Origin of the sequence: Pseudarthrobacter sp. NCCP-2145, assembly GCF_023708005.1 — a bacterium.
Classification (GTDB): Bacteria; Actinomycetota; Actinomycetes; order Actinomycetales; family Micrococcaceae; genus Arthrobacter; species Arthrobacter oxydans.
This window is the reverse complement of sequence record NZ_BRCG01000020.1, coordinates 17756-30012: the sequence shown is the minus strand read 5'-3', so window position 1 is coordinate 30012 and position 12257 is coordinate 17756. Positions and strand designations below refer to the sequence as shown.

11 protein-coding genes and 1 tRNA gene are annotated in these 12257 nt (G+C 66.2%); 2 read left to right on the top strand and 10 right to left on the bottom strand.

Annotation, left to right across the window (positions count from 1 at the left end; genetic code table 11):
• Window positions 1–106 precede the first annotated feature (106 nt).
• The 10 genes from NFU08_RS16245 to NFU08_RS16200 form a co-directional block, all read right to left on the bottom strand.
• Window positions 107–183, bottom strand: a tRNA-Pro gene (locus NFU08_RS16245).
• A 160-nt stretch (window positions 184–343) separates the two neighbouring features.
• On the bottom strand, window positions 344–1894 hold the full coding sequence (gene der / locus NFU08_RS16240) for a ribosome biogenesis GTPase Der (protein WP_066275036.1): 1551 nt from the start codon (window positions 1892–1894) through the stop codon (window positions 344–346).
• Window positions 1895–1904: 10 nt separating this feature from the next.
• Entirely contained in the window at window positions 1905–2585 is a 681-nt protein-coding gene (locus NFU08_RS16235; RefSeq protein WP_251424702.1) for a 1-acyl-sn-glycerol-3-phosphate acyltransferase, read from the bottom strand.
• Between the two features lie 31 nt (window positions 2586–2616).
• Window positions 2617–3330, bottom strand: a complete 714-nt coding sequence (gene cmk / locus NFU08_RS16230) for a (d)CMP kinase (RefSeq protein ID WP_188813295.1) — start codon at window positions 3328–3330, stop codon at window positions 2617–2619.
• The gene (locus tag NFU08_RS16225) at window positions 3330–4439 is read right to left on the bottom strand and encodes a prephenate dehydrogenase (protein ID WP_174176931.1); all 1110 of its coding nucleotides are present in this window, start codon (window positions 4437–4439) and stop codon (window positions 3330–3332) included. Before NFU08_RS16225 ends, cmk begins: the two co-directional genes overlap by 1 nt.
• Window positions 4440–4442: 3 nt before the next feature.
• Window positions 4443–5642 carry a pseudouridine synthase gene (locus NFU08_RS16220; RefSeq protein WP_174176929.1) on the bottom strand — a complete coding sequence of 400 codons (1200 nt, stop codon included), beginning with the start codon at window positions 5640–5642 and terminating at the stop codon, window positions 4443–4445.
• Window positions 5643–5752: 110 nt separating this feature from the next.
• Window positions 5753–6415: an SMC-Scp complex subunit ScpB gene (locus tag NFU08_RS16215; RefSeq protein WP_251424662.1), complete on the bottom strand. Its 663-nt coding sequence runs from the start codon at window positions 6413–6415 to the stop codon at window positions 5753–5755.
• Window positions 6412–7224: a ScpA family protein gene (locus NFU08_RS16210; protein ID WP_174176925.1), complete on the bottom strand. Its 813-nt coding sequence runs from the start codon at window positions 7222–7224 to the stop codon at window positions 6412–6414. The genes NFU08_RS16215 and NFU08_RS16210 overlap by 4 nt, the downstream gene beginning before the upstream one ends.
• Window positions 7225–7231: 7 nt before the next feature.
• The gene (locus NFU08_RS16205; protein ID WP_104188770.1) at window positions 7232–8131 is read right to left on the bottom strand and encodes a ParA family protein; all 900 of its coding nucleotides are present in this window, start codon (window positions 8129–8131) and stop codon (window positions 7232–7234) included.
• 239 nt (window positions 8132–8370) lie between these two features.
• Window positions 8371–9726, bottom strand: coding sequence for a cation:dicarboxylate symporter family transporter (locus NFU08_RS16200; protein WP_251424660.1), 1356 nt, complete (start codon window positions 9724–9726; stop codon window positions 8371–8373).
• Between the two features lie 180 nt (window positions 9727–9906).
• On the opposite strand from NFU08_RS16200, the gene NFU08_RS16195 reads away from it, so the two are divergent.
• A complete protein-coding gene (locus NFU08_RS16195; RefSeq protein WP_251424700.1) occupies window positions 9907–11541 on the top strand; it encodes an ATP-binding protein in 1635 nt (544 codons plus the stop codon).
• Window positions 11538–12251, top strand: a complete 714-nt coding sequence (locus NFU08_RS16190) for a response regulator (RefSeq protein WP_174176921.1) — start codon at window positions 11538–11540, stop codon at window positions 12249–12251. Before NFU08_RS16195 ends, NFU08_RS16190 begins: the two co-directional genes overlap by 4 nt.
• The last annotated feature ends 6 nt before the right edge of the window (window positions 12252–12257 follow it).

Here is a 12257-nt window from a genome sequence, read left to right as displayed (position 1 = left end):
TCACGGTCCCGGCACGGGTTCCGTGCGGAAGGGTCCAAGGACGGTCAAGCAGGTTAAACAGCAGGGGCCGCTTCCGGATTTCTCCGGAAGCGGCCCCTGCTGTTTGTGGTCGGGCTGACAGGATTTGAACCTGCGACCCCTTGACCCCCAGTCAAGTGCGCTACCAAGCTGCGCTACAGCCCGCTGGTTCTGCCGTTCTCCGCTGAGCTTCATCCCTGAATCACTTCGAGGATTTCCACCAGCAGTCCGGCCGAACCACCTAGAAGAGCTTACACGATCCCGGAGGGTGCCAGTGACACTTTCCCGGAATCAGCCCTGTGGTGTGTCGGAGACAACACCGGAATTAACGCTTCTTGCCGCGCTTTTCCCGCACGCGCATGCTGACCTCGATGGGTGTGCCCTCGAAGCCGAACGTTTCCCGCAGCCGGCGGGTGATGAAGCGCCGGTATCCGGGGTCCAGGAAACCGGTGGTGAACAGGACGAACTTCGGCGGGCGGCTGGAGGCCTGGGTGCCGAAGAGGATGCGCGGCTGCTTGCCGCCGCGGACCGGGTGCGGGTGGGCGGCAACAAGCTCGCCCAGGAACGCGTTGAGGCGGCCGGTGGCAATACGCTTGTCCCAGTTCTCCAGGGCCAGGTCCAGGGCAGGAACCAGGCGGTCCTTGTGCCACCCGGTCTTGGCCGAGATGTTCACGCGGGGCGCCCAGTCCACGTGGGCCAGGTCCTGCTCGATTTCACGTTCGAGGTAGCGCCGGCGTTCGTCGTCGAGCAGGTCCCACTTGTTGAAGGCCAGCACCAGGGCGCGGCCCGACTCAATGGCGAGCTGCAGGATCCGCACGTCCTGCTCGCTGAGGACCTCGTCCACGGCAAGGAGCACGACGGCGACCTCCGCCTTTTCGAGCGCGGCCTGCGTGCGGAGGGAAGCGTAGTAGTCCGCGCCCTGCGCCATGTGCTGGCGGCGGCGGATGCCTGCCGTGTCCACGAAGCGCCAGGTCCGGCCACCGAGTTCGATGAACTCGTCCACCGGATCGCGGGTGGTGCCGGCGGTGTTGTCCACCACCACCCGTTCAGTGCCGGCCAGCTTGTTCAGCAGGGAGGACTTGCCCACGTTGGGGCGGCCGATCAAGGCGATGCGGCGGGGTCCGCCGGAGCGTTCCAGGCCCTCGATGGTGGAGAATTCCGGAAGCACATCCATCACGTGGTCCAGCAGGTCGGCCACGCCGCGGCCGTGCAGCGCCGAGACCGGGTAGGGCTCGCCAAAGCCCAGGCCCCACAGGGTGGCGGAGTCCGCCTCCTGGGCAAAGTCGTCAACCTTGTTGGCCACCATGATGACCGGCTTCTTGCTGCGGCGCAGCATCTTCATGACGCCCTCGTCGGTGGCGGTTGCCCCGACGGCGGAGTCCACCACGAAGAGCACTGCGTCCGCGAGCTCAACGGCCATTTCTGCCTGCTCGGCCACGCGGGCATGGATGCCGCGGGCGTCGTGTTCCCAGCCGCCGGTGTCCACCAGGGTGAAGTTGCGCCCGTTCCAGTTGGCGGAATACATGACGCGGTCGCGGGTGACGCCGGGGGTGTCCTCCACCACGGCCTCGCGGCGCCCAAGGATGCGGTTCACCAGCGTGGACTTACCCACGTTGGGCCGGCCGATGATGGCCAGGACGGGATCGAGCTTGACGGGGCCGTCGAAGTCCTCGTCCCCGTATTCGCCGCTGAGCAGTGCGGCATCTTCCTCGTCGAGGTCATAGTCCTCCAGGCCCGCCCGGAGGGACGCGGCGCGAAGCTCTGCCTCGTCGTCGTCAATGGCAGCCAGCCGTTCCGCCACCTGGTCCGTGCCCGTGGGCGTGTATTCGTCTTCGCCGGCGCCGAAGTGGCCGGGAGTTTGAGTCGTATCGCTCATTGCACTGTCCTTAGTGGTCATCTGCCGGCGTCCCGGCTACTGCTGTTAAGTCTTGGCGGGCATCTGCGAAAGGCAGTGGCTGCCCGCTGAGTTGAATGGAGTCCTGGACGTGCCCTGCCAGCGCGGCGCGGATTTCCAGCGCCGCCCTGTCCATTGAAGCACGCCCGCTTTCCCCTGCCCGGCGGGCAAGGGTGAGGGCATTTCCGAAGCTGACGTGGAAGCGCCTGCCCGGCCGGGGCACGGAATCGAGGTGCTCCGCACCCGTGCGGGTGCCCAGGATGGCCACGGGGACCACCGGGGCTCCGGAGTTCAGCGCGAGCCAGGCGACGCCGCCGTTGATGTCCGCCGCTGCCCCGCTCCCCCTGGTTCCTTCGGGAAGGATGCCGACGCACCGGCCGGCGTCGAGCACTTCCTTGCACCGCTGCAGCGCGGTCCGGTCGCCGCGCCTGTCCACCGGCAGCTGGCCCGAAGCGGTCAGCACCTGGCCGAGGAAGCCCTTGAACATCTCCTGTTTGACCAGGATGTGCATGGGGCGAGGTGACGCGCCGAACATGACCGGCCCGTCCAGGAAGCTGATGTGGTTGCCCGCGAAGATCACGGGTCCGCCGGTGGGCACATTCTCCCTGCCCTTGACGGTGGTCCGGTACACCACGTGGTCGAGGACCCAGCCCACCGGCCTGCTCCACGCCATGGTCAGTCCGGAGGGAACGCCGGGCCTGCGGTCAGTCACGGTTGAGGACCTTTGTGACGATCACCAGGGCAGCGGCCACCGTCTGGTCGAAGTCGAGGTCCGACGAATCCAGCGTCACGACGCCGGAGGCGGCTTTGGTGAAGTTCACGACGGAGGAGTCCTTGGCATCGCGGTGGGTCACCTGCGCCGCCAGCTGCTCGGCGTTCTGGGTGCCGCCAAGCTGGATTCCACGCCGGCGCAGCCGCGCCTCCTCACTGGCGGTAAGCAGCATCCGCACTTCCGCTCCGGGCGCGACGACGGTGGTGATGTCCCTGCCTTCCACCACCATGCGGCGGTGGTGCTTTTCGATCAGTTCCCGCTGCCGGCGGATAAGCTCAGTCCGGGCCCCCAGGGTGGTGGCCACGGCGCTGACGGCAGAGGAAATGGCAGGCTCGCGGATGGCGTCGGTGACGTCAACACCGTCCACCCGCACGTACTCCTCCAGCGGGCTGGTGCTCAGTTCCAGGACCAGGTCGCGTGCGGCCTGCTCCACTGCTGCGGCGTCGTCGAGGTCGATGCCCTCGTTGACGCAGAACCAGGTGAGGGCCCGGTACATCGCGCCCGTGTCCAGGTACGCAAGCCTGAGCCTGCGGGCCACTTCCTTGCTGACGCTGGATTTGCCGGACCCGGACGGGCCGTCAATGGCCACCACCAGCGGCCGGCCGATGCGCAGCGCAGGCATGGTATCGAGAAGTTCCTGTGTCATTACTGGAGTACCCGCCATCCGCGGTCGTTGAGTGCTTCGATCAGGTGGTCATGCTTGTTCGGCAACACGGAGATTTCCACCATACCTACGTTTTGCCCTGACGAGTGGTCCAGGCGGAGGTCCTCCAGGTTGACGCCGATCTCGCCGATTTCCGTGAGGAGCCGTGCGATCTGCCCGGGTTTGTCGTCTACCAGGACGGTCAGCCAGGAGTACGCCTGCGGCGGCCCCCCATGCTTGCCCGGAATACGTGCCTGGCCGGCGTTGCCTTCGCTCATGAGCTGCGCGAGGTCCAGCCGTGCGCCCGGAGCCGTGGGGTCCTCGAGCGTTCCGATCAGGCGGTTCAGGTCATCCCGGACGCCGTAGAGGATTTCCACGACTTTCGCAGCGTTGCCGCCGAGGATCTGGACCCACAAGGACGGGTCGCTCGCCGCTATCCGCGTGACGTCCCGGAGTCCGTTGCCGGCCAGGGACAGGGCATGCAGCGGCGTGCCCTGGAGCCGGCTCGCCAGCAGCGAGGACATGACCTGGGGCAGGTGGGATACCAGGGCAACGGCTTCGTCATGCTCATCCGCCGTGAACTGGGATACAACTGCGCCCAGGTCCGAGGCCAGGGAACGGGCGGCCTGCAGGGCGGCGCCAGAGGTTTCCTCTGAGGGGCACACCACCCACGGCATCGAGGTGAACAGCTCGCCCCGGGCAGCCACGGGGCCTGACTTTTCCCGCCCGGCCATGGGGTGGGTGCCCACGTACCGGGAGAGGTCGACGCCGCGACGCCGCAGGCTTTCCAGGATGCCCGCCTTGACGCTGGCTATATCCACCACAACTGAGCGGGGAAAATCCGAGAGGGCGTTTTCCACGACGTCGGCCGTAACGTCCGGCGGCGCAGCAACCACCACCAGCTGCGGGACAGCGCTGCCCAGTTCCGGCAGCGGCCGGCCTGCGCCGATGTCCACGGCCACCGCCTGGTTCGTGGGCGAGGGGTCGGACAGGAACACCGGAACGCCCCGTCCGCGCAGGCCCAGGCCAATGCTGGCGCCGAGCAGGCCGGTCCCGAGGACCACCACCGGACCATCCAGGTGCCCGCGGCCCTGGCTGTGGAAGGCGGACATGCCTCAGAGCCCTACGGATGCCAGCAGATGCCCGACTTCCTGCTTGCCGAGGTTGCGGATGCTGCCCTGGCGCTGGTCGCCCAGGCCGATGGGGCCCACCTTGACGCGCACCAGCCGAAGCACCGGGAAGCCGACGGCGTCGAAGAGGCGGCGGACAATACGGTTCTTGCCCGAGTGCAGCACAACTTCGATCAGCACGTGGCCGGGGGTTGAGTCAACCAGCCGGAAGGAGTCGACGGAGGCAAAGCCGTCCTCCAGTTCCACGCCTTCCTTGAGCTGCGCGCCAATACCCTGGGGGAAGGGACCGCGGACCTGTACCAGGTACGTCTTGGGCACTTCGTAGGAAGGGTGCGTCAGGCGGTTGGCCAGCTCGCCGTCGTTCGTCAGCAGGAGCAGCCCCTCGGTGGCGACGTCGAGGCGCCCCACGTGGAAGAGACGTTCGCCGGTGTTCTTGTTGCTCTTGAGGAAATCGCTGATGCAGGGCCGGCCCTCGGGGTCCTCCATGGTGGAGACAACGCCCTTCGGCTTGTTGAAGACCATGTAGACGAGGTTCTCATCCAGCTGGATGCGCAGGCCGTCCACGTGGATGACGGAAGTCTTGGGATCAACCCGGACACCGAGCTCGGTGACGACCTGTCCGTCCACTTCCACCCGGCCCTCGGCAATCATCTCCTCGCAGACGCGGCGCGATGCGACGCCGGCCGAGGCCATGACCTTCTGCAGGCGCACGCCGTCGGCGTCGTGCAGTTCCGACTGGGGAACGTCGCCGCGCGGGCCCTTCTTCCGTGACGGCCTGCGCACTGGCCCCAGGTTCTGGCCGAAGCGTTCGCTGCCGAACGCACGGGAGGCTGCGGCACCGGGTGCCCCGGTGCGCGGCTTCGGCTTGAGGGCGCCTGGAGTGCCCGGCGCCTTCTTGGCTCCGGGCTTGCGCGCTGCAGGCTTCCGAGAGGAAGGCCTGGCGGCCTTCGGATCTGCGGCGCCACGGCCCTGCTGGGGGCCGTCCGACGCCAGATCCGGATCGATGAAGCGTTCCTCGCGCGGCTTGGGTGCGCGCTGCGGGCGGTCGCTGCCGAACCCGCCGCCCCGCTTCGGGGCACCGCCGCGGAACGCGCCCGCTGACTTGCCACCCTGGGAGGTGTTGCGCTGGGGATTGTTGCGTCCCGAGCTGTTACGTGGTGAACCCTGGCGTCCCGCCTGTGTCATGACCCGTCCTTCAATTGTTTGGCCGGAAAGGTGTCCAGAGACAACCCTAACCAGCCGTGCAGAAATAATCTGCCCTGATAAATATCCTTGCCCAGGCAGCTCGAAACTGCCTAGATCCCTTCGGCGTCGTAGTACTCCGCTATGCCGTCCAGGCCCGGAAGATGGGGAGACAACTGCGGCAGCTCGGCCACAGAACCGATGCCCATCCGTTCCAGGAAATACGATGTGGTCCGGTACAGCATGGCCCCGGATTCCGGATCCGTTCCCGAATCCTCGATCAACCCGCGCTGGGCGAGTGTCCGCACCACAGAGTCAACATTGACGCCCCGAATTGCGGAAACCCTGGCCCTGGAGACGGGCTGACGGTACGCGATGACCGCGAGCGTTTCCAGGGCTGCCTGGGTAAGCCTGGCTGTCTGGCCTTCCAGCACATACTTGCCCACAATGTCGGCGAAGTCCGTGCGGGAGTAGATCCGCCAGCCACCGGCGATGTTCCGCAATTCAAAACCCCGGGGGCTGGAGCCGAAACCAGCGTGGCTGGCTTGATCCATATCCGGGGCTTTAACAGTATAGCCGCTATACTCGCGCTGCAGTTCAGCCAGCAGCCCGCTCACCTTTTCAACGGTCAGGCCAAGGCCGGCGGCCAGTTCCTCTTCCGTGGCCGGCTGGTCGATGACCATCAGCACAGCCTCAACGGCAGCTTTGGCCCCGCCCGGGAGGTTTTCGAGGTCCTCCTCCCCCGGTTGCGTGCCTTCCGGTGCTTCCCTGGTCACAGCTGCTCCTCGAACTCTTCACTTAGGTTGTCTGCGGACCACTGCCGGCCGCCGGCGGTCCAGTGGACGGCAAGGTCCGCCAGCGGCGACAGCTGGTCGAAGGACACCGCTTTGTCCCGGAACAGCTCCAGCAGCGCCAGGAACCTCGCAACCACCACAAGGGTGGATTCGGCGTCGGCGATCATGGCCCGGAAGGTGAGCGGCGATTCCCGCTGGAGCCGCAGCCCTATGATTTCGGCCTGCTCCTTGACGCTGACGTTGCCGCCGTGGAGATGGGCCAGCCCCACTTCGGTGGGTTTCGGCGCCTTGGGCCGCAGCGCAGTTTCCGCCAGCGCGGCAAACTGTTCCGGGGTGTGCTTCCACACGAGTTCCGGGAGCATCGCCGCGAAATGCTCCTCCAGGGCAACCTGGCGGGGAAAGCGCATGGCTTCCTGGTGCAGTGATTCACCCAGGAGGCCGGCCACATGTTTGAAGGCCTTGTACTGCAGGAGCCGGGCGAAGAGGAGGTCCCTGGCCTCAAGCAGCGCCATGTCCTCGTCGTCTTCCACCTCGCCGGCAGGAAGGAGCCTGGCAGCCTTGATGTCCAGGAGCGTCGCGGCAATCACCAGGAACTCACTGGCTTCATCCAGTGCCCATTCCCCGCCCAGTTTCTGCAGGTTGCGGATGTACTTGATGAATTCGTCCGTCACCGTGGCGAGGGCCACCTCGGTAATGTCCAGCTGGTGCTTGGCGATCAGTCCCAGCAGGAGGTCGAAGGGACCCGTGAAGTTGGCCAGCCGCACCTCAAAGCCGGGCTTGGATTCGGCCACGTCCTGGCTAGGGTGCGCCGCCGCGCGAAATCAGTTCTTTGGCCAGGCGCCGGTAGGCGTCCGCACCGATGTGGTTGCCGGCGTAGCTGGTGATCGGCTCCGCGGCCACCGTGGCGTCCGCGAACTTGATGGAACGCTTGATGACGGTCTCGAAGACCTTGTCCCCGAAGGCTTCCACCAGCCGGGTGATGACTTCACGGCTGTGGAGGGTCCGGGCGTCATACATTGTGGCGAGCACCCCGTCCACCTGCAGGCGCGGGTTGAGGCGGTCCTGCACCTTGTCGATGGTTTCCACCAGCAGGGCCACCGCACGGAGGGCGAAGAACTCGCAGATCAGCGGGATGATCACGCCGTGCGCCGCGGTGAGGGCGTTGACGGTCAGCAGGCCCAGCGAGGGCTGGCAGTCGATGAGGACGACATCGTAATCGTCCTCCACCTTCTTCAGGGCCCGGTCCAGGACCTGCTCGCGTGCCACTTCATTGACGAGCTGGACTTCGGCAGCGGAGAGGTCGATGTTGGCCGGCAGCAGGTCGACGTTCTCGACGCCGGTCTGGTGGATGGCGTCACGGATGTTGACCTTGCGGTCCATCAGCACGTTGTAGACCGTAAGGTCCAGTTCGTGGGGGTTCACGCCGAGGCCTGCCGACAGCGCACCCTGGGGATCGAAATCGACCAGGAGTACCCGGCGCCCGTACTCCGCCAGAGCTGCCGCGAGGTTGATGGTGGAGGTGGTCTTGCCGACGCCGCCCTTTTGGTTCACCATGGCGATCACACGCGCCGGACCGTGGGAGGACAGCGGTGCCGGTTCCGGGAACTCCCGGTATGGGCGTCCCGTGGGGCCCATCACCGCGTTGTCCAGGTCAAATTCCGTGCCCTCCAGAGTTGCCGAACCCTGTTCGCTGCTCACGTATCTATCCACACTTTCGATGACGGTGATTTCCTGCCGCTGGGTGCCAGCGCCGTTCCTTCTTCTTCCCAAGGTTACAGCGACCGACACGGTATTCGGCGGAACTTGACTTTCCCCCCATGTTGAGCCTTGACCCTCTAGCTGAGGTCGAAGGTTGGTTTTGACGGGGCACGCAGCAGCCCCCGCGGCCGGGGCTGCGGGGGCTGCTGCGTTGATACTGTATGCGCGTGGCCCGGTGCCTAGACGGCGGCCGGAACGCGGGGCGCGTCGGTATCCGTGGCTGCCGGTTCGGCGTGGCCGGTGTGGCCGGCGATCATGGTCTGCTCGTCGAAGGGCAGTTCGCCGGAGAGGACGCTGTTGACCTGGCCGCCGTCGATCTCCTTGACCCACGTGCCAATCAGGACGGTGGCTACGGCGTTGCCGGTGAAGTTGGTCAGGGCGCGGGCTTCGGACATGAACCGGTCGATGCCCACGATCATGCCCACGCCGCCCAGGAGTTCAGGCTTGTGTGCCTGCAGGCCTGCAGCCAGTGTGGCGAGGCCGGCGCCGGTGACACCGGCGGCACCCTTGGAGGCGATGATCATGAAGACCAGCAGGGAGATCTGGGCTCCCAGGTCCAGCGGCGTTCCCATGGCGTTGGCTACGAAGAGTGACGCCATGGTCAGGTAGATGGCGGTGCCGTCCAGGTTGAACGAGTAGCCGGTGGGTACCGTGACGCCAACCACAGGCTTGGAGACGCCGAGGTGCTCCATCTTTGCGATCAGGCGGGGCAGGGCAGCTTCGGAAGAGGACGTGGAGAAGATCAGCAGGTATTCACGGCCCAGGTACTTCATGAGCTTGAAGATGTTGACCCCGGACACAACCTTCAGCAGACCGCCCAGGATGATGACGATGAACAGTGCGCAGGTGATGTAGAAGGCGGCCATCAGGGTGAACATGCTGACGATGGCCTGGAAGCCGGTGGCTCCCACGACGGCGGCGATGGCACCGAATGCGCCCACCGGGGCAAGCCACATGATCATGATGAGGATGCGGAACACGACGGCCTGGCCATGGCCGATGGCCTTGAGTACCGGGGCACCCTGCGGGCCCATCTTCTGCAGGGCGAAACCTACGAGGAGTGCGGCGAAGAGCGTCGGAAGGACCGGAATGTCTCCCGGGATGATCCCGAGGAGGAAGGCGACGGTGCTGTCGACTTCGGCCTTCTTGGAGGGATCGTACGGCGCCAGCTTCAGGCCCTCGCCCGGGTGGATCAGGTTTCCAACAACCAGGCCGATGGCGAGCGCGAAGGTGGACATGAGCACGAAGTATCCCAGCGCCAGGCCACCGACCTTGCCCACCGTGGCGGCCTTTGCGATGGAGCCGATGCCCAGGACGATGGTGCAGAAGATGATGGGCGCAATCATCATCTTGATCAGCTTGATGAACCCGTCACCCAGCGGCTTCAGGGACTTGCCGACCTCGGGGAACATCAGGCCCACCACGGCACCGAGGATAACGGCGGCGATGACGGCAATGTAGAGGTAATGCGATTTGTCGATGCCCTTGCGCCGCGTCTTCACGGTGTCAAGCGACTCTCCTCGTTGAGAAGCCATGATGTGTCTCCTTATATGGATAATCTGATAGACGCTGCGGCACATTCTCTGGGCTCAACGCGTCCTCCGGTGTGATATCCATCATTGGGCACGCCGTGACCCAGCTCACCGTTGCGTTCATATTGGTCGCGGCGCACATGGTTTCTACGGATGGCGTCCGGAACGGCGCGGGAGGCACACGTGATCCACCCCTGGAGTATCGCCCGCCGGCTCTTCGTGGCGAACCTGCTGATTGTGGTGGTGTTCCTCGCCGTCGTCGGTTCGGCCACCTTTGTTGATGCCCGTGACCGCACCTACGACGAGGCCGGCCAGCGGATGGCGGGGATCGCCGCTGCCATCGCGGCCAGCCCGCTGGTGCTGGAGGCGGCCTCAAGCCCGGACCCGACCGCGACGCTGCAGCCCTACGCCAGGGACGTCATGGCAGGGGCCGACGTCGACTTCGTCACCATCATGGCGCCGGACCGCACCCGGTGGACCCATCCGCGGGACGAGGAAATCGGCCGGCCGTATATCGGCTCCATCGACGCTGCATTGCAGGGTGGGCAGCTCACCGAAGTGACGGCGGGGACACTGGGCCCGTCAGTGCGGACCATTGTCCCGGTCAAGGATGAAGCGGGTGAGGTAAAGGCGCTGGTGGCGGTGGGCGTCACGGTCCGCACGGTGGATGTTGCGTTCGCAGGACGCCTGCCCGCCCTGCTGTCGATTGGCCTTGCCCTGCTGGTGGGCGGTTCACTGGCGTCCTGGCTCCTGGGCCGGTACCTTCGCCGGGTGACCCGGGGCTGGGGTCCCGAGCAGCTATCGCAGCTGTTCGCCTACTACGAATCCGTCCTGCACTCGGTGCGCGAAGGCCTGATCCTGATTGACACGAAGGGCCGCGTGGTGATGTACAACGACCAGGCGGCAGAACTGCTGGGCCTCGAAGGTGCCGGGAGCAAGGACCCCACCAGGCCGCCGTCGCTGGGGGAACTGCCGCTTGAGGAGGAGCTCCGGGACCTCTTCGAGTCCGGCCGGCCGGCCAATGACGAGATCATCCTTACCGGTTCCCGGGTGCTGGTGGTCAACCAGGGGCCGGCCAGGGCGCCCGATTCCCCGGGAACCCGGGGCAGGACGCCCGTGTACGGTACGGTGGCCACGCTGCGGGACCGTACCGAAATTGAGGCCCTGGGCAACGAACTCGAAACCATGCGGACCCTCTCCGGTGCCCTCCGCGCCCAGACCCATGAACACGCCAACAGGCTCCACACCATGGTCTCGCTCCTGGAGCTGGGCCGGACGCAGGAAGCACTGGACTTCGCCACCCGGGACCTGGAACTCAGCCAGCAGCTGACGGATGACATGGTCAGCTCCGTTGATGAACCTGTCCTGGGTGCGCTGGTGATGGGCAAGGTGGCTGAAGCCCACGAACGCGGGGTCCAGCTCGATGTTGCCACGCTGGGTTCCGGTACGGTGGCGGGAGTGGCTGTGCAGGACCTGGTGACTATCCTGGGAAACCTGCTGGATAACGCCATCGATGCGGCTGCGGACGCTCCCCCGCCCCGGCGGGTGGAGCTGACAGTGGAGTCGGATGAGGAGGGGCTGGACATCGCCGTCCACGATTCCGGCGCCGCCCTGGACGCGCAGGCCGCGGACAGCATCTTCCGCCACGGCTTCAGTACCAAGCCTTCCGGGCCCGGCGGCCGGGGCATCGGGCTGGCCCTGGTCCGGCAGGCAGTGCAGCGGCTGGGCGGTACCCTGACCATTAACGGACGGCGCGGAGCGAAATTCGAAGTATTCCTTCCCGCAGCAGCGTCCCCGCAAAAGGAGCACACACCGTGAGCAACATCCGGGTCCTCGTCGTTGAGGACGAGGCCATCGCGTCGGCGGCACACGCAGCCTACATCGGGCGGCTGCCGGGTTTTGAGCTGGCCGGAAGCGCGCCGGACGGCCAGTCCGCCCTTCGGCTGCTCGGTGAGCTCTCGGCGGCGGGCAACCCGGTGGAACTCGTCCTCCTGGACATGAACCTGCCGGACCTCCACGGCCTGGATATCGCCAGGCGGATGCGGGCGGCGGGCATCCTCGCGGACATCATCGCCATCACAGCGGTCCGGGAGCTGGCGATCGTGCGGAGCGCCGTGGCCATTGGCGTGGTTCAGTACCTGATCAAGCCGTTTACGTTCGCCACGTTCGCCGACAAGCTGGAAAGCTACCGGCAGTTCCGGCAGCAGCTCGCAGGCCCGAACGCCGGCTCCGGAAAGGCCGGAGCGTCCCAAAGCGAAGTGGACCAGGCCTTCGCAAGCCTGCGGGCGCCGTCGGAACTTCCCCTGCCCAAAGGCCTCTCCGCTTCCACGCTGGGCTCAGTGCAGGAGTTCGTCAGGCAACAGAGCGACGCCGTATCCGCCACGGAAGTCATGGACGCACTCGGCATGTCCCGCGTCACCGCACGCCGTTACCTCGAGTACCTGGCGGACGCCGGCACCGTCTCCAGGACTGCCCGCTACGGAACACCGGGCCGGCCGGAAAACGAGTACCGCTGGAGCGGGCGCTAACCCGGC